The following is a 20,057-nucleotide window of genomic DNA, read 5'->3' on the forward strand; positions in this document are numbered from 1 at the left end:
GGAGCCGACGTGCAGCCACGTGGTCCGGCCGCAGGGATCGACCGTCAGGCAGAAGCCAGGCCCCGTCGCGCCAGCAACGGGCCGATCTCGGCCTTGCGGCCGATCAGTTTCTCGTGCGCGACAAGGGGGTCGACGCTGTCGCCGCGCGAGAGTGTCGACGCAGCGAAACGCCTGCCGTTCTCGCGCTGCAGTCCGCCTTCGGCCAGGAACCACTGTTCGGTCTCGGCGTCGAGCACCTCCGACCAGATGTAGGAGTAGTAGCCGGCCGAATAGCCGCCGCCGAAGATGTGGTTGAAGTAGGTGCTGCGATACCTCGGCGGGATGAGGTCGGTGCCGAGACCGGCGCCGGCCAGGGCCTGCGACTCGAACGCCTGCACGTCGGTGATCGCGTCGGCTTCCGCCGAACTCAGTTCGTGCCACGCGAGGTCGAGGACTGCGGCGGCGAGGTATTCGATGGTGCCGTGAGCCGTCTCGGTGCTCGCCGACGCGCGGGCCGCCTCTGCCAGCGCTGCCGGGATCGGCTCACCGGTGCGGTGGTGGCGGGCGTAGTTCTCGAGCACCGCGGGATGTAGCGCCCACATCTCGTTGACCTGTGAGGGGAATTCGACGAAATCGCGGGGCACCGACGTGCCCGACTGCGACGGGTAGTCGACCGCCGACAGCAGACCGTGCAACGCATGCCCGAACTCGTGGAACAACGTGGTGAGCTGATCCATGGTGAGCAAGCACTTCGCACCGTCGTCGGGCTTGGTGAGGTTGAGTACGTTGACGACGACCGGTTGGGTCTGCAGCATCGTCGACTGATCGACGATGCTGTTCATCCACGCACCGCCACGCTTGGACGGCCGCGCGAAGTAGTCACCGAGGAACAGGCCGATACTCTGGGCGCGCTCGTCGAGCACCTCCCAGACCCGGACATCGGGATGGTAGGTCGGCAGATCCGGACGTTCGACGAATCGCAGGCCATAGAGAACGTTGGCGGCGTAGAACACGCCACGGGTGAGCACCGCGTCGAGTTCGCAGTAGTCGGCGAAATCGTCGAGCGGAACCGACGACTGCGTCCGTTTGAGCCGAGCGAGCCAGTACGTGAGATCCGCCGCGCCGATCTCCTCGTCCCCGGCGAGGTCGGTGAGTTCGGTCAGCTCGCGTCCGCCCGCGCGCATCGCCGACGCGCTCAACTCGCGGAGCAGGTCGTCGACCGCCGCGGCCGAGGGGGCCGTCTCCTCGGCGATCACGAAGTCGGCATGGTGCCGGTAACCGAGCAGTTCCGCGCGACGCGCCCGCAGCCGTACGATCTCGAGCACGAGATCCCTTGTGTCGTTGTCGTTTCCACGGGCACAGCGACTGATCGAAGCCTCGAACACCCGGCGCCGGAGGTCGCCGTCGGCGAGTTCGGTGAGCACGCTCTGACTGGTCGGGAGTTCGAGTGCGATGAGGTACTTACCGTCGTGGCCGGCGTCGGTCGCGGCACGACGGGCCGCCGCGATCTCACCCTCGGACATCCCGGCGAGCGCCACCGCGTCGTCGACGAGCACCGCGGAATCGTTGGTGTCGTCGAGGATCTTCTGGGAGAACGTCGTGGTCAGCAGTGCGAGTCGCGCGGAGATCTCACGCATCTCGCGTTGACCGTCCTCCTCGAGCCCTGCACCCGCACGCACCGCGTCGCGGTAGCGCTTGTCGAGCAGGCGCCGCTGCGACTCGCTCAATTCGTGCGCACCCCCGTCACGGATCTGCGAAATCCGTTCGAACAGTGCCGGATTCATGGCGATGGTGTTCGCATGGTCGGTCAGCAGGGTGGAGAGCTGTTGGGAGATCTCGTTGCGTTGCGGGTTCGTGTCGGGTCCGACGAGGTTGAAGAACACCCCCGCTGCACGCGCCAGGTCGCGCCCGGACAGTTCGAGGGCCTCAATGGTGTTGCCGAACGTCGGCGGATTGCCGTTCGCGGCGATCTGCTCCACCTCGGCCAAATGCGTTGCCATGGCCGCGGTGAATGCGGGCAGAAAGTCGTCGTCGGAGATCGCCGGGTAATCCGGCAGTCCGTGTGGCAGATCGCTGTGGGCGAGAACGGGATTCGTGCGCTCGATGCCTACCATCATTGACCTCTCGTCCTGCGATTGTGCGCTGTGACCGCCGCCCGGGTCGCCGGTGACGCAGCGAACTCAGCTTACTGCCGACATCACAAGCGTCGCGTGCACATGGCCGATGAACCACCGCCGCCACTGCTCCGGTGTCCATCCTCGACCGCTAACCAGCACCAACCAGTTCCGGCGGGAGGCCAGGAGCCACACGTCATCGACGACGGCCTCCGCGACCGCCTCGCGCGCCACCAGGCCGGTGGCCCAGGCCACCTCGTCGCGGCGGCGCTGCTCGCGGATCACCAGCAGGTGCGACGCTTCGGGGTCGGTGACCGCCGCTTGGTCCAGCACGTTCTGAATCTCGGCGGACCGCTCATGGGCATCGGACAGCCAGCGCGCCGCCGCAGTGAGTCGCTCCTCGAGGTCGTCGCCGACACCCATCAGCCGGTAGGCGTCGGTGTCACGCACCGGTACGTCCTGGCCGTCGCCCAGAGCGGTGCCGATGCAGGTGTCGAGCAACGCGAGTTTGTTGGGGAATTGCTGATAGATCGTCTGCCGCGTCACCCCGCTCGCGCCGGCCACGGCGGACAACGTTGTCGCCGACCACCCCAGATCACAGAACATCTCGGTCGCCACCGCGACCACGCGCTCGCGATTGCGTCTGGCCTGCTGTGCCCTGCCCTGCGAGTCGTACGAACGAACCACGGCACGAGTCTAGACATATTTCATATTACATTGTGTAATGTCAATAATTCCCGACGCCAGGAGCCGAGCATGAGTTCTTCCTCCATACCCACCGCGCTCGGCCGCGTGCACGTCGACACATTTGGTTCCGGACCACCCGCAGTGCTGTGGCACAGCGGTTCGTCGATTCGAGATCGTGGTCGCGCGTGGTTCCGACACTGTCGTCAGCCCGCACACTCGTCGTTCTCGACGCGCCGTCGTGCGGACGCAGCGATCCCTTGACGCGGGCCACCGACATCGCAGCATGTGCCGATGCCGCAGCCGAAATCGTCACCCGAGTGGTCGCCGATCACGACGTGAACCAGGTGGATTGGCTCGGTAATGCGTGGGGTGGCCACGTCGGGATGCATCTGGCGGCAACTCGACCGGATCTCGTCGGGAGTCTGATCAGCATCAGCGCACCAACCTTCCCGATCACGTCGGCCATGCGCCGCCAGATCAGGGCGTTAATGCCTCTCTATCGGATCGCAGGTCCTCGCGGACCGGTACTGCGGGCAATCAGCGCCGGACTGTTCACCGACGAAACGCTGGCTCACGACCCCGAAACATCGACGATGTTGCGCAGTGCGCTGCACACGTCGGGCAGACACATGATCACCGCGACCCGGACGGCGATTCTCAACCGCACCGATCTGGGCTGGGCTACGCGTCAGATCGTTTGTCCCACTTTGTTCGTCGCGACCGAGGACCGCGGCGAGTGGACCCCGGCCGAGGCGGGCGTGGTTGCGGACGAGATGGTGGATGCGCACGTGGGATCGGTCGCTCGGGCCCGGGTCATCCCCGCCTGGGAACAGCCCGGCGTCACCGCCGACCTGATCCTCGAATTCTGGAGAACCCATCCCCCAGCGGCCACGACCGCGAGGCCGGGTCGACCGGGAGAGAGCGCCTGACTACTTGCCCTTCGGTTTGTCACCGAGGGAGTCCGTCGACAGTGCGGCGACGAACGCCTCCTGCGGAACGTCCACCCGGCCGATGGTCTTCATTCGTTTCTTGCCCTCCTTCTGCTTCTCGAGCAGTTTGCGCTTGCGGCTGATGTCACCGCCATAACACTTGGCCAGCACGTCTTTCCGGATGGCGCGGATGTTTTCGCGCGCGATGATCTTGGAACCGATGGCCGCCTGCACGGGCACCTCGAACTGCTGTCGCGGGATGAGTTCCTTGAGCTTGGTGGCCATCTTGTTGCCGTAGGTGAAGGCGGCGTCACGGTGCACGATGGCACTGAACGCGTCGACGGCCTCGCCCTGGAGCAGGATGTCCACCTTCACCAGGTCGGCTTCCTGTTCGCCTGCCTCCTCGTAGTCGAGGCTCGCGTAGCCGCGGGTCCGCGACTTGAGCGAGTCGAAGAAGTCGAAGATGATCTCAGCCATCGGCATCGTGTACCGCATCTCCACCCGCGTCTCCGACAGGTAGTCCATCCCGCCGAGTTCGCCGCGGCGCGACTGACACAACTCCATGATGGCGCCGATGAACTCGCTGGGCGCGATGATGGTGGTCTTCACGATCGGTTCGTAGATGTGCCGGGCCTTGCCGTCGGGCCAGTCGGACGGGTTGGTCACGACGTGCTCGGCGCCGTCCTCCATCACCACCCGGTAGACGACGTTGGGTGCGGTGGAGATGAGGTCGAGGTCGAATTCCCGCTCGAGCCGCTCGCGGGTGATCTCCATGTGCAGCAGTCCCAGGAATCCGCAGCGGAATCCGAACCCGAGCGCCACCGACGTCTCCGGTTCATAGGTGAGCGCGGCGTCGTTGAGTTGCAGTTTGTCGAGCGCCTCGCGAAGCACCGGATAGTCGGAGCCGTCCACCGGGTAGAGCCCCGAATACACCATCGGGCGCGGTTCCCGATAGCCGGTCAGCGCCTCGGTGGCGCCGTGCCGGGCAGTGGTCACCGTGTCGCCGACCTTGGACTGACGCACGTCCTTGACGCCGGTGATGAGGTAACCCACCTCGCCCACACCGAGGCCCTTCGACGGTTTGGGTTCGGGCGAGACGATGCCCACCTCGAGGAGTTCGTGGGTGGCCCCGGTCGACATCATCGCGATCTTCTCGCGCGGCACGATGCGGCCGTCGACCACGCGGACATACGTGACCACACCGCGGTAGGTGTCGTAGACCGAGTCGAAGATCATCGCGCGGGCCGGTGCGTCCGGATCGCCGACCGGTGCGGGCACCTGCCGGATCACCTCGTCGAGCAGTTCGGGCACGCCGGCTCCGGTCTTTCCGGAGACCCGCAGCACCTCGTCGGGGTCGCAGCCGATGATGTGGGCGATCTCGGCGGCGTAGCGGTCGGGGTCGGCGGCGGGCAGATCGATCTTGTTGAGCACCGGGATGATGGTCAGATCGTTGTCCATGGCCAGGTACAGGTTGGCCAGGGTCTGCGCCTCGATGCCCTGTGCTGCATCGACGAGCAGCACCGCGCCCTCGCAGGCTTCCAGTGCCCGCGACACCTCGTAGGTGAAGTCGACGTGGCCGGGGGTGTCGATGAGGTGGATGACGTACTCGGTGTCGGTGCCGTCGGGGTCGGTGACCGTCCACGGCAGCCGCACGTTCTGCGCCTTGATGGTGATGCCGCGCTCACGTTCGATATCCATGCGGTCGAGGTACTGCGCCCGCATGTCACGCTCGGCAACCACGCCGGTGAGCTGCAGCATCCGGTCGGCCAGGGTGGATTTTCCGTGGTCGATGTGAGCGATGATGCAGAAGTTCCGAATCCGGGCGGGATCGGTGAACGTGGTGTCGGCGAAGGTGGGAATCGATCTGCTCCTGGTGACGCGCCGCGCGGCGGGTGGTCGGCTGTTCGGTCCAGTTTCTCACGAGTTCGCCGCCGGCCTGCGCGGCCGGGTCATCACCTGGCCCGTGTGCAGGGGCCAGGCCGCTCGACTCACGTGGGGATTCCGATCCGAAACCCGCCGACGAGCGGCCCGGGGTTTCCTCCCGGTATCGCCTCCCGGTCGATCCACATCGTGGTCGGTTCGATCCGGTCGCCGACGTCGAATGTTTCGTAGCCGGGTAGGAGATCGACCAGCATCCAGACCTCGAGTGCTGATTCGCTCGCCGTGTGATTCGTGGGCACCGGACGCATGCGCCCGGTTATACCGTGGATGGCGTGAATGTCGAGACCTTCTCCGCCGACGATGTTGTCGCCGACGTCTACCGGCCGGGGGGGACCCCACGCGCGGTGGCGGTGCTCGCGCACGGGGCGGGCGGTAACCGGCAGACCGCCATTCTGCGGGCATACGGCACCGAGTTGCGTGAGCGCGGAATCCTTGTCGCGTGCATTGACCTGCCCTACCGGCAGCGCCGTCCGAAGGGACCGCCGAGCCCGTCGACAGCGGCCGCCGACCGAGCCGGGATCCGCGCAGCGGTGGTCATGTTCCGCGGCGACGCCGACGGGCCGCTGATCCTCGGCGGCCACTCCTACGGAGGAAGGCAGGCGTCCATGGCCGTGGCCGACGATCCCGACCTTGCCGACGTACTACTGCTCTCGTCATACCCCCTGCATCCGCCCGGAAAGCCCGAACGCGCTCGCACCGAACATCTTTCGCAGATCACGACGCCGACGGTGATCGTGCACGGAGCCACCGACCCGTTCGCCACGACGCCGGAGATCACGGCCGCAGCCACATTGTTCGCCGGACCCACTCGGCTCGTCGAGATCGAGAAGACCGGGCACGATCTGAAACCGGACAAGCGGCCCACCGCGCAGCTGGCCGCCGATGTGCTCGATGAGCTGATCACCGCCGCCGGGAAACACCGGTGACCGGTCGCGCTCCGGGACGCCCGACCCACGAATTCGCTCGTGAGATCGTCTACTCCCCCGACCTCGACGGTGCCGCCGACCCGGGCGAGATCGTCTGGACCTGGGTTCGTTACGAGGACGACCCGACTCAGGGCAAGGATCGGCCCGTGCTGGTGGTGGGCCGCACCGGCGAAGGTGACCACGCACGGCTGTTGGGTCTGATGCTCTCCACCAAGCAATATCACCGAGACGACCCGAACTGGCTGGCCCTGGGATCAGGCGCCTGGGACGCCGAACACCGGCCCAGCTTCGTCCGGCTCGACCGGGTGCTCATCGTTGCCGAACACGGGATTCGCCGCGAGGGTGCGGTACTTGAACGATCCCGTTTCGAGACCGTGGCCGCGGCGCTGCGTGTCGACCACGGCTGGCAGTGAGGATGCCGGAGAACTCACGCCAGGCGCGTGATCTCCACCACCACATCGAGGTCGGTGGCCTTGCCGCCGGTGTAGATGCCCTTCAGCGGTGACACATCGGAGTAGTCGCGGCCCACGCCCACCGACACATGTTGCTCGGTGATCGGCTTGTCGTTGGTCGGGTCGTAACCCCACCAACCGCCGGTCCAGACCTCGATCCACGCGTGGCTCTGCCCCTCGACGGTCTTGTCGATCTTGGCGTTCGGTTTGGGGTGCAGGTACCCCGACACGTAGCGGGCCGGGACTCCGAGACTGCGCAGCATCGACAGCGTCAGATGCGCGTAGTCCTGGCACACCCCTTTGCGTTCGTTCCACGCATCCACGGCGGTGGTGTGCACGCCCGTGGTGCCGGGCACGTACTCCATCTCCTCGTGGACGAAACGGCAGATCGCCTCCACGGCGGCCTCGGGCTCGAGTCCCTTCGACAGCCGTCGCGCGGTGGTGGTGAGCTGTCGGTTCTTGGGCACATACGTTGTGTACGAGAGCATCTCGTCGTAGCGATCAGCCACGTAGTCGCTCTGGATGCGTTCCCAGTCCGCTGATTTCTCGGCGTCTGGGCGCTCACCGGCCTCGGTCTCGACCACCGACATCCCCGACACCTCGAGCTCTTCGTGGGGTGCGTGGAGGTCGAACGCGGTGACCGCGGTCCCCCAGTAGTCGGTGTAGCGGTAGGCACGGGTTGCCGGAACGGTCTCCACACGGTTGACGATCACGTTCTGGCGGGCATCGCTGCGCGGGGTCAGCCGTGCCTCGTTGAACGATGAGGTCACCGGGCTCTGGTAGGCGAACCCCGTGGAATGCACCACTCTCAGACGCCAGCTCACAGTTCACTCTCCTCGATGACATGGTCTTCGCCGTCGCTCACACGGGCATCCGCCCACGACACGTACGGCGAGACGTGGAAGTACTGGGCGGTGATCGCCTCGTTGACCTCACGACAGGTGTCCTGCAGGTCCAGCAGGCGTTCCTGCAGACCGTCGATGAGGTGTCCGGGTTCGAGGAACTCCAGCGAACTGCGCGCGCGGCCGAGGAGCAGCAACGCCTCGGCCTGCTCACCCACGCGGCTCGGGCGTTTCTCCAGCTCACCCAGATTGTGTTCGGCCACACGAAGGGCATGGAAGATCGACCGCGGGAACAGTCGGTCGATCAGCATGAACTGAACGATGTTCTCCGCGTCGAGGAGGCCACGGTAGGTGCGCAGATAGGTGTCGTGGGCGCCGGCGGACACCAGCACGTTCACCCACGCCGGCGAATCCACCGGGTCGCCGGCCCGCGACAACAGCATGCGGATGGTCATGTCCACTCGCTCCACCGACCGACCGACGAGCAGGTAGCGGTAGCCGTCGTCGTGACTCATGGTCGCGTCGGCCAGGCCCGCGAACATCGCCGCACGATTCTTCACATACGACAGGAACTCGTGCGGTCCGAGTCGGCGACCGCGGCGCTCGGCGTCGCCGAGTCCGTTGTAGGTGGTGTTGAGGCATTCCCACATCTCGCTGGAGGTGACCTCACGTGCCCCGCGGGCGTTCTCGCGTGCCGCGCGGATCAGATCGACTACCGACCCGACGGCTTCCTTGTCGTAGGCCATGCGTTCGGTGAGCGACCACACGTCGAGTGGTTCGTCTGTCTCCGGCGGTTCGAGCCCGAGCACCCGGATGACCATGCGCACCGTGCCGTCCACATCGGCGGAGGTGTCTTCGAGGAGTTGATGGATCGCGACGTCGAGCAGTCGTGCCATGTCGTCGGCACGCTCGACGTAACGACCGATCCAGTACAGCGATTCGGCGTTGCGGGCCAGCATCATCGGTGGCCACCCTCCTGCTGTTGCTGTTGCTGTTGCTGTTGCTGTTGCTGTTGCTGTTGCTGTTGCTGCTGTTGTTGCTGTTGTTGCTGCGTTTGGGTGAACGTCTGGTCGGGTGCGCTCTCGGAGGGACGCGCCGCTTTGGCTCCGCGCGCGGTGACCACCTTGCCGCCGCCGAGTTCACGCTCACTTGCCGACGAACGCGAGGCCAGCACCCACGTGTCCTTGGAACCGCCGCCCTGGCTGGAGTTCACCACGAGCGATCCCTCGGGCAGGGCCACGCGGGTCAGGCCTCCGGGCAGCACCCAGACCTTCTCGCCGTCGTTGACGGCGAAGGGCCTCAGGTCCACGTGGCGGGGACGCAGATTGTCGCCGATCTTCGTGGGCACGGTCGACAGCTGCACCACCGGCTGCGCGATCCAGCCGCGCGGATCGTTGCGCACCTTGCGTGCGAGGGTGTCGAGTTCGGCGGGGGTGGCGTCGGGCCCGAACACGATCCCGTAGCCACCAGAACCCTCGACGGGTTTGATGACCAGTTCGTCGATGCGGTCGAGGACCTCTTCACACTCATCGGGCAGCCAGCACCGCAGGGTGTCGACGTTGGACAGGATCGGCTTCTCACCGAGGTAGTAGTTGATGATCTCGGGCACGTAGGTGTAGATGAGCTTGTCGTCGCCCACCCCGTTGCCCACGGCGCTGGAGATGACGACGTTGCCCGCGCGGGCGGCGTTGAGCAGGCCGGCCACGCCGAGCATCGAGTCGGGCCGGAACTGCATCGGGTCGAGGAAGTCGTCGTCGATGCGACGGTAGATGACGTCGACTCGCTGCTCCCCCTCGGTGGTGCGCATGTACACGACGTTGTCGCGGCAGAACAGGTCGCGGCCCTCGACGAGTTCGACGCCCATCAACCGGGCGAGCAGCGAATGCTCGAAGTAGGCGGAGTTCGCGACACCGGGCGTCAACACCACGATGTTGGGATCTGCTTCGTTGAACGCCGCCGAGGCGCGCAGCGCCCGCAGCAGGTGACTGGGATAGTCGGCGACCGGCCGCACCCGGTGGGTGGAGAACATGTCGGGGAAGACGCGCGCCATCGTGCGGCGGTTCTCCATCACATAGGACACCCCCGACGGCGAACGCAGGTTGTCCTCGAGCACCCGGAAATCGCCGTTCGCGTCACGGATGAGGTCGATGCCCGCGACGTGGATGCGAACACCGTTGGGCGGACGGATGTTTGCGGCCTGACGGTGAAAGTGCTCGCATGAGTGCACCAGGCGTTTGGGCAGCACACCGTCGCGCAGGATCTCCTGCTCGCCGTACACGTCGTCGAGGAACAGTTCGAGGGCCTGCACACGCTGGGTGATGCCGGCCTCGAGCTTGGTCCACTCGGCAGCCGAAATGACTCGCGGCACAACGTCCAACGGGAAGGGCCGCTCCATACCCGAGAGCGAAAACGTGATGCCCTGGTCGATGAATGCGCGACCGAGCGCGTCGACCCGGGCCTCGAGATCGGCCTGATCCGACTCGGCCATCACCTTGAAGATGCCCCGATACGCCGGGCGCACCTCGCCGTCGGCGTCGAACATCTCGTCAAAAGCCTTGCCGTACGGGCCTTTCGAGTATCCCTCGAAGATGCCGGTGTCGGTGGGGCTGGTGCCGCCGCGTCCCGCTTTCGGCTTGGCTGTCTTCGCCGGTTTTGCCGACGACGTCGAACTCGTCGACGATGATCGGGTGGATGTGGACTTACGCGCCGCCTTCTTGGCTGGCGCACCGGTCGACGCGGGGCTCATAGACAGACATGGTGCTACAGATTTCCCATCTCGGCATTGTTGATGACCCAGGCGTGTTGCCTGCCGGTCACTGCGGCGTCACCGCGACGACCACGATCACGGTGGCGCCGGCGCACGGCGCCACCGTGCCCGCACCGTCGAGGTTCAGCGGCGAGGAGTGCGCAGCGCGGTCGCACGCCGGGCGGCCCGGCGGAGCAGATTTCGCCCGCGCGTCCGCCATCGCGGCGCCACGTCGGGCAGCGGGGCGCGCTGCACCATTTCGGCCAGGGTGTCGAGGGCAACCTCGAGAACCTGCTGGGTGGTCGGCGCGGTGTCATCTCCTGCGGCGGTGGCCTTCACCTCGAGGTCGGCGAGGTTACCGGACACCGCATATCCCGCAGCCTTGACGCCGTCGATCATGTGGGCGGCCTGCCGCGACGCCCAGGAACGTTGCGCCGCGGACAGTCCCTGCGGTGGCCCCGACCTGGACGCGAACAGGATCTCGCCGATGACCTGGCCCTTGATCACCCGCTCGTACCGGCGCCACTCGATGTGCTCGGGTTGCACCCGGCTGTTGAGCTGCCTGAGGAACTCGGCCTGGGCCGCCGACAGTGACTTGTTGGTGCTGGGCACCGGAAGATTCAGCAGTGCGGGATCGATGTCGAGCACCGCCAGGAATCGCTCCCACAGGCCGTCCCCGGCAGCGGCGCGCGTTGCGGGCACGGTCACGACGTGAATGCGCTCGGGGCCCACCGCGGCGGCCCAGCGTTCCAGGATCGCCACGTAATCCTGGAACTCCCAGAACGGCTCTTCGGGTCCGTCGGCGTCCGTGGGTGCGTCCGGCGGGTCCGCGTGGGCGCGGACGTTGTCGATGAATGCGTCGAACGTCGTGGGTCGCTGGTTCTTGACGTTCTCCTGCCACACCGACGGCAACTGGCGCGCGAGGTCGCGGACAGTCGCGATGACGTGCACCTCGTCGGCGAAGGAGAGGTCGTCGAGCAACGTCGCGATATGCGCGTCGGTGGCCGTGGCGAACAGTTCGTGCGAGAGCAGCGAGTTTCCGGGCCAGGCCCGCATCTGAGCCCGCATCGTCGGCCAGGTGCCGGCGAAGGCGGGATCGGCCCAGTCGAGGTAGCGCTCCGGCTGTAGGTGCGTGGCGACATGGAAATGGTCGGAGATCACGTTGCCGGGATACAAGAGACCCGACGTCCGCAGCGCCACGTCGCGGTTACGCCAGAGGCGATCCTGCAGGTGGGTGGTTCCGGTCTTGGGAAGTCCGATATGCACAAAAACGACAGACATGGTGGTGCGAGCGTAGAACAGCGCGGTCGCACTGATGCGACGGCGCGCGATTTGGGTGGCGATCCTTCCGGCTGGTAAAGTTGTTCGCTGTCGCAGAGTCGGCGTGGTGGGATCTTCATCATTGCGTCGTAGCTGCTCAGGAGCGATCCCGACATCGCGGACCCCGGTCAACCGGCCACCGCACGGATCACTCGAGACCGACGAACACCGAGCAACAACGAGTACGAGGTAAAAACGCGTGGCAAACATCAAGTCGCAGGTCAAGCGCAACCGGACCAACGAGATCCGTCGTCAGCGCAACCAGTCCGTCAAGTCGTCCCTGCGGACCGCGATCCGCAGCTTCCGTGAGGCCGTCGACGCCGGCGACAAGGACAAGGCCGCCGAGCTGGCCCAGTCTGCGGGCCGCAAGCTGGACAAGGCCGCCAGCAAGGGCGTGATCCACGCCAACCAGGCCGCCAACAAGAAGTCGGCGATGGACCTCGCCGTCAACAAGCTCTGAGTCCGATCCCGGTCAGAGGCCGATAGGTCCCGAGCGCGCACCGTTGAGGTTGCAGCGCCGACCGTCGTACTCCGCACCTGACAACTCACCCCGGTGACGCCCACGCCGTCACCGGGGTGGGTTGCGTTGTCCATGCGGTTGTTCGTCAGCATGAACACGGCATGTCGGCCGCGCGGATGTCAGCGTCGTCGCCCGGTCGGCCGGAGACCGGCCACCGCCGACACCGCATGGGTCAACGCGTAGTCGGCGTCTGCCGCCTGCCCTTTCACCTCACCGTTGAGCGCCGCGACCACCACGACCGCCTGCGCGATCGAGTCGGAATCCCAGGCTCGAGCCTGCGACTGCACGTTCTTGACGCGGCGCGGTGGCATTCCCAGCTCGGACGCGGCAGCGTACTGGTCGACCGATCCCATCGCCCGCACCCTCGCGATCGAGTGAACCGCCTCGGCCAGGGCATCGGCCAGCAATACCCGCGGCACCCCGTGGTGCAGCGCCCAGGCAAGCGATTCCAGCGCGCCCGCCCGGTCGCCGGTCACCGCCTTGTCGGCGACCTCGAATCCGGTCACCTCCGGGCGGCCCTGGTAGTAGAGGCGGACCGCGTCACGGTCGATCTTGCCGCCGGTGTCGGCGACCAGCTGACTACACGCCGCGGCGAGTTCACGGAGCTCCGAACCGACTCCGTCGACCACCTGCTCCACCACGTCGGCACTCACCCGCACCCCCAGAGCGCGGAACTCGTTACGGACGAAGTCCATGCGCTCCGACGGCCACCGGGGTGCGGCGCAGTCGTGCTCGGCGGCCCCGGCCTTGCGCAGGTCGGAGACCATCGATTTCGCGCGGCCGCCACCACTGTGGATCACCATCAGCGTGATCCCGTCGGGTAGTTCGCGGGCCGCCTGCACGATGAGGGCGGCCGGTTCTTTGCCCGCGTCGGCAGCGGACTCCACCACCACCACTCGTTCCTCGGCGAACAGCGACGGGCTGAGCAACTCGGCCAACTCGTGGTGGCTGACGTCGCCGGCGCGCACCCGGGTGACCGGAACGTCGGCGTCGGCCTCGCGTGAGATCTCGGCGGTGACCGCGCCGATCACCCGTCCGGTGAGGAAATCGTCATCGCCGAGGAGCAGGTGGAGTCGTTCGGTCACGAATGTCATGGTGCCAGACGCTTCCGACGACACGGCGCGCCCTGCGCGATGCCCAGGCCCACCGCCATCCGATCAACGCCGCCACACACGTCACGCCGAGCACGAGAAACATTCCGGTCGCGCCCGGCGGCAGTCGGATCACCGCCCACCGCACATCACCGAGGTGTTGCGCACAGCTGAGCATCCACCACAGCTCAGGTCCGAGGGAGCGCAACAGTAGCTGGGCGACGAGGGCGGCCGGACCGTCGGGCGGTCCGGCCGCACCGATCAGCGCCGCCACCGTGCCGACCACACTGATGACGGCCACCACGGGTGCCACGAGGACGTTGGCCGGTATGGAGGCCAGGTTGAATGTCGCACTGATGAATGCGATCAGTGGGGCGGTCACGATCTGCGCCGCGATCGCGATGGCCAGGGCTTCGGCGATCGCCGGCGGTACCCGACGATCGCGGAGCCGGTCACGTAGCACGGGCGCGAGCAGCACCAGCCCGGCCGTCGCCGCCACCGAGAGGGCAAACCCGGGCTGCGTGGCCAACTCCGGCCACCACAACAGACCCCCCACCACTGCGAATCCCAACGCCGGCAGGGCATGTGCCCGGCGCGACGACATCACCGCGAGCAGTCCCACGGCGCCCATCATCGCGGCCCGCAAGACACTGGGCGACGGCCGGACCAGGACGACGAATCCCACGATGACGATCGCACCGAACACGGCGGCCGCACGGGGTGATGCTCCGAGCAGCCGGATGAGGGTGACCGCCGCGCCGCACACGATCGCGAAGTTCGCGCCGCTGACGGCGGTCAGGTGACTCAGTCCGGCGGCTCGGAACTCGGTACGGACGTTCTCCGACAGCGTGCTCTCGTCGCCGATCACCAGACCCGGCAGCAGGCCCGCCGATTCGCCGTCGAGCGCCCGGGAGGCGTTCTCCTGCAATCTGTTCCGAATCATCCCGGCGATCCGCTGCACCGGCGGGGGACGGCCCACCAGCCGTGGCGTTCCCCGTGCGGCCAGGCGCGCTACCGACAGGCCACCCCCGCGCGGCGGACTCACGCTGACCAAGGCCACCACCCGTTGACCCGGTGACAGGTCCGCCCAGCCGGAACTGCGAGCCACCAGGTCGGCGACACCGGCACGGACGCGCCGACCCGCCACCACGTCGACGGTCACCCGGGTGGTGACCTGTCCACGCGCGGCGGGACCGAAATTTCGGGGATCGTCGCGAATGATCATCGAGACTGTGGTCTTTCCCGTCATCTCCGACAGCGGATGGTCGGCGCGTGTCTCCATCCGCAGCCACAACGCGCCGGCGCAGGTCGCCGCCAGACCCGTGCCCACCACCAGAAGGCCGATCCGGTTCCACCCGAACCGACCACCCGCACAGACCACCACCGCTGCGACACAGCCCATTCCGGAAAGTACCGTGACGCACGGCGTCGACCATCCCGGTCCACACAGGCCGATGAGTGTGACCACCCATACCACCAGCGCGGGGACCACCAGGCGAAAGTCCATGTCGGGGACGGTAGCCTCACACGGCAACCACACCGAACATCATTCGGCCGCATACGCATTCGTCTGTGTACACACCACGACCTGTGGACCGTCGACCGTGCCCAGAACCCCGTCGACCGTGCCCGAATGCGGGCACGCTCAACCGAAATGTGGGCACGCTCAACCGAAATGTGGGCACGCTCAACCGGAATGTGGGCACGCTCAACCGAAATGTGGGCACGCTCGACGGGGATCAGACGGTCACCAGATCCTTGAGCTTCGCCAGCCGGGCGGGGCCGATGCCGTCCACCTCGCCGAGTTGGTCGACGGAGGTGAACTTCCCGTGCGTCGTCCGCCAGTCGATGATGGCCTTGGCGGTCACCGGTCCCACGCCGGGCAGTTCATCGAGTTGCTCGGCGGTCGCGGTGTTCAGGTTCACCTTGCCGCCGGCACCGGGCGTGGTCGCAGATCCAGTTGTTCCTGTGGTTGATTGGCCACTCGATGATCCACCTGACGAGTCCGCTGCGGGCGCACCGGACGAGACAACCGCACTGCGCAACGACATCTGGCCCTGCTTGCCCGCGTATCCGACCAGGATCTGATCGCCGTCGTTGAGCACTTGGGCGAGATTGAGCGAGACGGTGTCGGCGCCCGGCCGCGCTCCCCCGGCCCGGGCGATGGCGTCGGCCACCCGCGCACGTGGGGCCAGCCGCACCAGCCCTGGACGGTGCACGAGCCCGACCACACTGACGACCATCGCGGCGGCGGGTACCGGTTGCTGCGCCGACGATGGTGTACCCGACGATGGTGTGCCCGACGCCGCCACGCCGTCCTCCTGCGACGGCCCGCCCTGCTGCGACGCCGCGGTGGGACCCGCAGACTCCGGAAAAGCCACCGTGGGCGTCGCGTCGGGACTCCGGAAGAGGCCGTATGCGGCTACCGCGCAGGCGATCACACCGACGAGGATCAGGGCTATCGCCCCTGGCGGCGCGATCCGCACCCGATGTCGGGATTCGGATTCGTCGTCGTCGGGATCCCAGTCACCCGTCCCGAATCCGTCGGGATCGGCCTCCCCGACCCGGGTCTGGTCGAGCCACGCCGGCGCGGCGCCGATACCCCACTGGTCTGCGTGTCCCGGACTCCCCGACTGCTTCCGACCCCCCGACTGCTCCCTCCCCTCAGCGGCACCAACGACGGACTCGTCGCTGACGGTCTCCCCGGGGGGTGGCGGTGTGATGGCGAGGCGGTCGAGCGCCGAGCGTCCCGCCGGCTCGGCCGCACGACCGAAACCCGTTCGGCCCGCCGTCATCCGGATCGGGTGTGTGCGATTGTCGCTCATGCCGCCACACGGTACGACGGCAATCCGGCTCCGCCGGGGCCGATCACACCGCGTCGATCACCCGCTGTGGACGAACCGGGATGTGTGGATCACGACGTCGACGGAAGCCGCTCGATGGGTTCGAGGTAGCTACCGATCACCACGCCGACCGCGCCCGGCCCCACATGACACCCCAACACCGGTCCGAGGTCCACGGTGATCGTCGAGGTCACATGCCTGAGCCGGTCACGCAACCGTCCGGCGAGATCGGCCGCGGCCGCCGGGGACTGACAGTGCTGAATGCCGACGGTCACCGGACGGTCGTCGACGAACTCGACCGCGGTATCGGCCATCTTGTCGAGCGCCTTGGAGAAGGTGCGAGTGCGTTCACGCAAGGTGAGCATGCCGTCCACCACGTGCAGGATGGGCTTGATCGCCAACGCCGACCCCAGCATCTTGCTGGCCGCACTGATGCGGCCGCTCTTACGCAGGTTGTCCAGGCTCTGCACACACAGCAACGATTCGACGGTGGCCGTCTGCCGGATCGCGGCCTCGTATGTGCGGTCGCGGTCGGCGCCGCTCGCCGACGCTTGGGCCGCGGCGATCGCCGCGAATCCGACGGCGAGGCCCACCGTCCGCGAGTCCACCACGCGGACCTGTCCCGAGTACTCCTCGGCGGCCAGCCGCCCGGCGCTCCACGTTCCCGACAGCTTGCGCGACATGTGGACCGCCACCACCCCGTCGCCCTCACTGAGTTCCACGGCACGCCCGTAGGCCTCGGCGAGATCGTGCGGGTTGGCGCCCGAGGTGGTGACTCCGGGGGTCGAAACGATGTCGTCGGGAACGTTGTCGACACCCTCGCGGTAATCGGTGTCGCCGATGGTCAGGTGTAACGGCACCTGGATGATCCCGTATCGATCGGCCACCGCGGTGGGGAGCCGGGCGGAGGAATCGGTGACGACGACGACTGGCACGCGGTCCACGTTAGCCGGTGGACACCCCCGTCAGTCGCCCGATGCCGACAGCGCGCGCATCACCGGCTGCGCGACCACCTCGGCCACCCGCCGATGGCACTCGAATCCCCAGTGGATGCCGTCGGGGTTCATCTCCTGAGCCGGATCGGAAAAGGCATCGCGGGTGGGCGGATACAGATCTGCGCGGGGCACCCCACGGCCGTCGGCCCACCGGGTCATGGCGGCCGTCGTCGGCACCCGCCCGGTGTGCACGAAGCCGTAGTAGGGGCTGCGGTGGGTCGGCGGCAGACACATCACCAGCGGCAGGTCGGGTCGTAGCTGGTGCAACGCAGCGCGGATCTTCTCGAGGTAGTCCACCGTGACCGCGGGCGGCAGCGCCAGCGGCCAGCCCACTTTCGCCGCCCTCGGCTGGACCCACTGATACGCCGACCGCACCGCCTGCCGCAGCTGCGGCGGCCGCACGTACCGGATCTCCTCACGCAGCGCCGTGGGTAGCGGCGACGGCAGACTGTCCATGCCGCCGAACGCCAGCACCACGAGCCGGGCGTGCGGCACCGCCGCCCAGATGTTGGGGTCCTGGGTCATGGCCCACCACACGTCGCGGCTGGTCCAGCCGATCCGGCCGAACAGCGCGACGGGCAGCCCACAGCGCTCACCGAGCAGGTTGGGCCAGATCCGCGGGTCGTCGGCGGGCAACCCGCCGCGCGGACCGAAGTAGGCCAGCGAATCCGAGAGCACCAGCAGGGTGTCGCCGGCTCCGGGAGGCGTGCTCATCGGCGGACACTCACCGGACGGCGCTCACAGACGGCACTCACAAGACGGCTCTCACAAGACGGACGCGTCGGCCACCTCGGCCGACGCGTTCCACACGTCCAGCCGCCAGCGGGGCCGCGCACCGCGCACGCCGTGACCCGACAGCTGCACCCAGCTGGTGTTGGCGAGGCCACCGAACACCGGCCAACTCCCCTCCGGCAACCCGAGCAGCGACGCGGTCATCGCGGCGATCACGCCGCCGTGCGCCACCAGCACCACGGGTGATTCCGACCGCTCACCGCTTCCCCACTCGGGCAGCCCGGCAACGAGTTCGTCGACCACCGGGGTGGCGCGGGCGGCCACGTCCACGCGGCTCTCGCCGCCCGGCGGACGCCACGTGGCATCGTCACGCCACTGCGCGCGTGCACCGGGCATGATCGCGTCCACCTCGAGGTGGGTCATGCCCTGCCACTGGCCCAGATGCGTCTCGCGCAGCCGCCGGTCGGTGTCCACCGGCAGTCCGGTGACGATCGACAGGGCGGCGGCGGTGTCGGCGGCACGACGCAGATCCGACGACCGGATCAGCAGCGGATCCCGTTCGACCAGTGCGCTCGCGGCCGACTTCGCTTGGCGCACACCGAGTTCGGACAGGTCGGTGTCGAGCTGGCCCTGCATGCGGCTGGTCGCGTTGTACTCGGTTTGCCCGTGCCGCAGCAGAATCAGCCGTCGCACCACGGGGGTCAGCCGCTCGACCGCGGTGTCGTGGTCGTCGGGTTGTCCGCTCACGCCTGTGCCTCCACGTCGATTACCGGACAGTCCTGCCACAGCCGGTCGAGCGCGTAATAGGCACGCTCGTCGGCGTGCTGCACGTGCACGACGATGTCGATGTAGTCCAGCAGCGCCCAGCGGCCCTCGCGCGTGCCCTCGCGGCGTACCGGCTTGTAACCCGCGTCACGCATCTTGTCCTCGATCTCGTCGGTGATCGAATTGACCTGCCGTTCGTTGTCGGCGGACGCGATCACGAACAGGTCGGTGATGACCAGTTGCTCCGACACGTCGATCACCGTCACGTTCTCGGCGACCTTGTCTTCTGCCGCGGCCACCGCCACCCTGGCCATCGCAAGTGATTCGGCTGATGCTGTCACGCGTGTCCCCTTCTGATTCGGCCCGCGGGTTCGCGGTCCGGAGTCTCTGGTCAGTGGCTTGTGCGCGGTTCACCGGGCGCACTCCGGCTCTCAGGGTGCCGACACCCCGGGTGAATCGACCTTCGGCCGGCGATACAGCCGTCGTTTGGCGATGTATTGCACCACCCCGTCGGGCACCAGGTACCACACCGGGCGCCCGCCGGCCGCCCGGCTGCGGCAGTCGGTGGACGAGATCGCGAGCGCGGGTATCTCCATCAGGTGCAGCGTATCGGGCGGCAACGTCGACAGGTGGGTGGCCAGGTGGCTGGCATTGAGTTCGTATCCGGGTCTGCTCACCCCGACGAAGGTGGCCAGTTCGAACAGTTCCTCCCAGTCCTGCCACGACAGGATCGATTCCAGAGCGTCGGCGCCGGTGATGAAGAACAGGTCCGCGTCGGGCAGGATGCCACGCAGATCACGCAGCGTGTCGACGGTGTAGGTGAATCCCTCGCGGTCGATGTCGACGCGGCTGACACTGAAGCGGGGATTGGACGCGGTGGCGATCACCGTCATGAGGTAGCGATCCTCGGCGGGACTGACCTGGCGTGTGCGGTCATTGGCGCCGCCATCGTGCGAACGGGTCGGGGTGCGCGGCTCGGCGGGCTCGGCGTCGGAGAGTTTCTGCCAGGGACGCCCGGTGGGAACGAAGATGACCTCGTCGAGCGAAAACCGATAAGCCACCTCGCTGGCCGCGACGAGGTGGCCGTTGTGGATGGGATCGAACGTCCCGCCCATCACGCCGATCCTGCGTGCGCGCGGGCGCTCTGCTGACATGACGAGTGAGTTTACGCGGTC

20 protein-coding genes are annotated in these 20,057 nt (G+C 67.3%); 4 read left to right on the plus strand and 16 right to left on the minus strand.

What is annotated here, in order from left to right:
- Positions 1–44: 44 nt before the first annotated feature.
- Both ACWDTD_RS00260 and ACWDTD_RS00265 read right to left on the minus strand, forming a co-directional pair.
- The gene (locus ACWDTD_RS00260; RefSeq protein ID WP_449745056.1) at positions 45–2,096 is read right to left on the minus strand and encodes a M3 family metallopeptidase; all 2,052 of its coding nucleotides are present in this window, start codon (positions 2,094–2,096) and stop codon (positions 45–47) included.
- A 63-nt stretch (positions 2,097–2,159) separates the two neighbouring features.
- On the minus strand, positions 2,160–2,780 hold the full coding sequence (locus ACWDTD_RS00265) for a TetR/AcrR family transcriptional regulator (RefSeq protein WP_449745057.1): 621 nt from the start codon (positions 2,778–2,780) through the stop codon (positions 2,160–2,162).
- 185 nt (positions 2,781–2,965) lie between these two features.
- Here ACWDTD_RS00265 and ACWDTD_RS00270 point away from each other — a divergent pair, with 185 nt between their 5' ends.
- Positions 2,966–3,709, plus strand: a complete 744-nt coding sequence (locus ACWDTD_RS00270; protein ID WP_449745058.1) for an alpha/beta fold hydrolase — start codon at positions 2,966–2,968, stop codon at positions 3,707–3,709.
- Here ACWDTD_RS00270 and lepA read toward each other — a convergent pair whose 3' ends face one another.
- On the minus strand, positions 3,710–5,569 hold the full coding sequence (gene lepA, locus ACWDTD_RS00275; protein ID WP_449745463.1) for a translation elongation factor 4: 1,860 nt from the start codon (positions 5,567–5,569) through the stop codon (positions 3,710–3,712).
- Between the two features lie 128 nt (positions 5,570–5,697).
- On the minus strand, positions 5,698–5,898 hold the full coding sequence (locus tag ACWDTD_RS00280) for a hypothetical protein (RefSeq protein WP_449745059.1): 201 nt from the start codon (positions 5,896–5,898) through the stop codon (positions 5,698–5,700).
- 24 nt (positions 5,899–5,922) lie between these two features.
- On the opposite strand from ACWDTD_RS00280, the gene ACWDTD_RS00285 reads away from it, so the two are divergent.
- Together ACWDTD_RS00285 and ACWDTD_RS00290 are read left to right on the plus strand one after the other, a co-directional pair.
- On the plus strand, positions 5,923–6,576 hold the full coding sequence (locus ACWDTD_RS00285; protein WP_449745060.1) for an alpha/beta hydrolase family protein: 654 nt from the start codon (positions 5,923–5,925) through the stop codon (positions 6,574–6,576).
- Complete coding sequence (locus tag ACWDTD_RS00290) at positions 6,573–6,989, plus strand: type II toxin-antitoxin system PemK/MazF family toxin (RefSeq protein ID WP_449745061.1); 417 nt, start codon at positions 6,573–6,575, stop codon at positions 6,987–6,989. Before ACWDTD_RS00285 ends, ACWDTD_RS00290 begins: the two co-directional genes overlap by 4 nt.
- A 14-nt stretch (positions 6,990–7,003) precedes the next feature.
- On the opposite strand, the gene ACWDTD_RS00295 is transcribed toward ACWDTD_RS00290, so the two are convergent.
- The 4 genes from ACWDTD_RS00295 to ACWDTD_RS00310 all read right to left on the minus strand — a co-directional run bounded on the left by ACWDTD_RS00295 (position 7,004) and on the right by ACWDTD_RS00310 (position 11,897).
- Entirely contained in the window at positions 7,004–7,852 is an 849-nt protein-coding gene (locus tag ACWDTD_RS00295) for a transglutaminase family protein (protein WP_449745062.1), read from the minus strand.
- Positions 7,849–8,832, minus strand: a complete 984-nt coding sequence (locus ACWDTD_RS00300; RefSeq protein WP_449745063.1) for an alpha-E domain-containing protein — start codon at positions 8,830–8,832, stop codon at positions 7,849–7,851. Before ACWDTD_RS00300 ends, ACWDTD_RS00295 begins: the two co-directional genes overlap by 4 nt.
- On the minus strand, positions 8,829–10,616 hold the full coding sequence (locus ACWDTD_RS00305) for a circularly permuted type 2 ATP-grasp protein (RefSeq protein ID WP_449745064.1): 1,788 nt from the start codon (positions 10,614–10,616) through the stop codon (positions 8,829–8,831). The genes ACWDTD_RS00300 and ACWDTD_RS00305 overlap by 4 nt, the downstream gene beginning before the upstream one ends.
- Positions 10,617–10,760: 144 nt before the next feature.
- Positions 10,761–11,897, minus strand: coding sequence for a sulfotransferase family protein (locus ACWDTD_RS00310; protein ID WP_449745065.1), 1,137 nt, complete (start codon positions 11,895–11,897; stop codon positions 10,761–10,763).
- 238 nt (positions 11,898–12,135) lie between these two features.
- On the opposite strand from ACWDTD_RS00310, the gene rpsT reads away from it, so the two are divergent.
- Positions 12,136–12,396: a 30S ribosomal protein S20 gene (rpsT, locus tag ACWDTD_RS00315; RefSeq protein ID WP_449745066.1), complete on the plus strand. Its 261-nt coding sequence runs from the start codon at positions 12,136–12,138 to the stop codon at positions 12,394–12,396.
- 179 nt (positions 12,397–12,575) lie between these two features.
- Here rpsT and holA read toward each other — a convergent pair whose 3' ends face one another.
- The 8 genes from holA to nadD form a co-directional block, all read right to left on the minus strand.
- Complete coding sequence (gene holA / locus ACWDTD_RS00320; RefSeq protein ID WP_449745067.1) at positions 12,576–13,550, minus strand: DNA polymerase III subunit delta; 975 nt, start codon at positions 13,548–13,550, stop codon at positions 12,576–12,578.
- Positions 13,507–15,054, minus strand: a complete 1,548-nt coding sequence (locus tag ACWDTD_RS00325; RefSeq protein ID WP_449745068.1) for a ComEC/Rec2 family competence protein — start codon at positions 15,052–15,054, stop codon at positions 13,507–13,509. The genes holA and ACWDTD_RS00325 overlap by 44 nt, the downstream gene beginning before the upstream one ends.
- A 232-nt stretch (positions 15,055–15,286) precedes the next feature.
- A complete protein-coding gene (locus tag ACWDTD_RS00330) occupies positions 15,287–16,372 on the minus strand; it encodes a helix-hairpin-helix domain-containing protein (protein ID WP_449745069.1) in 1,086 nt (361 codons plus the stop codon).
- A gap of 89 nt (positions 16,373–16,461) precedes the next feature.
- Positions 16,462–17,325: a DegV family protein gene (locus ACWDTD_RS00335; RefSeq protein ID WP_449745070.1), complete on the minus strand. Its 864-nt coding sequence runs from the start codon at positions 17,323–17,325 to the stop codon at positions 16,462–16,464.
- A gap of 30 nt (positions 17,326–17,355) precedes the next feature.
- Complete coding sequence (gene octT / locus ACWDTD_RS00340) at positions 17,356–18,099, minus strand: diglucosylglycerate octanoyltransferase (RefSeq protein WP_449745071.1); 744 nt, start codon at positions 18,097–18,099, stop codon at positions 17,356–17,358.
- A 51-nt stretch (positions 18,100–18,150) separates the two neighbouring features.
- The gene (locus ACWDTD_RS00345; protein WP_449745072.1) at positions 18,151–18,864 is read right to left on the minus strand and encodes a histidine phosphatase family protein; all 714 of its coding nucleotides are present in this window, start codon (positions 18,862–18,864) and stop codon (positions 18,151–18,153) included.
- Entirely contained in the window at positions 18,861–19,223 is a 363-nt protein-coding gene (rsfS, locus tag ACWDTD_RS00350; protein WP_449745073.1) for a ribosome silencing factor, read from the minus strand. Before rsfS ends, ACWDTD_RS00345 begins: the two co-directional genes overlap by 4 nt.
- Positions 19,224–19,313: 90 nt before the next feature.
- Positions 19,314–20,036 (minus strand): nicotinate-nucleotide adenylyltransferase, encoded by a 723-nt coding sequence (nadD, locus tag ACWDTD_RS00355; RefSeq protein WP_449745074.1) that lies wholly within the window; start codon positions 20,034–20,036, stop codon positions 19,314–19,316.
- Between the last annotated feature and the right edge of the window lie 21 nt (positions 20,037–20,057).

Source organism: Gordonia sp. NPDC003425 (genome assembly GCF_053588635.1).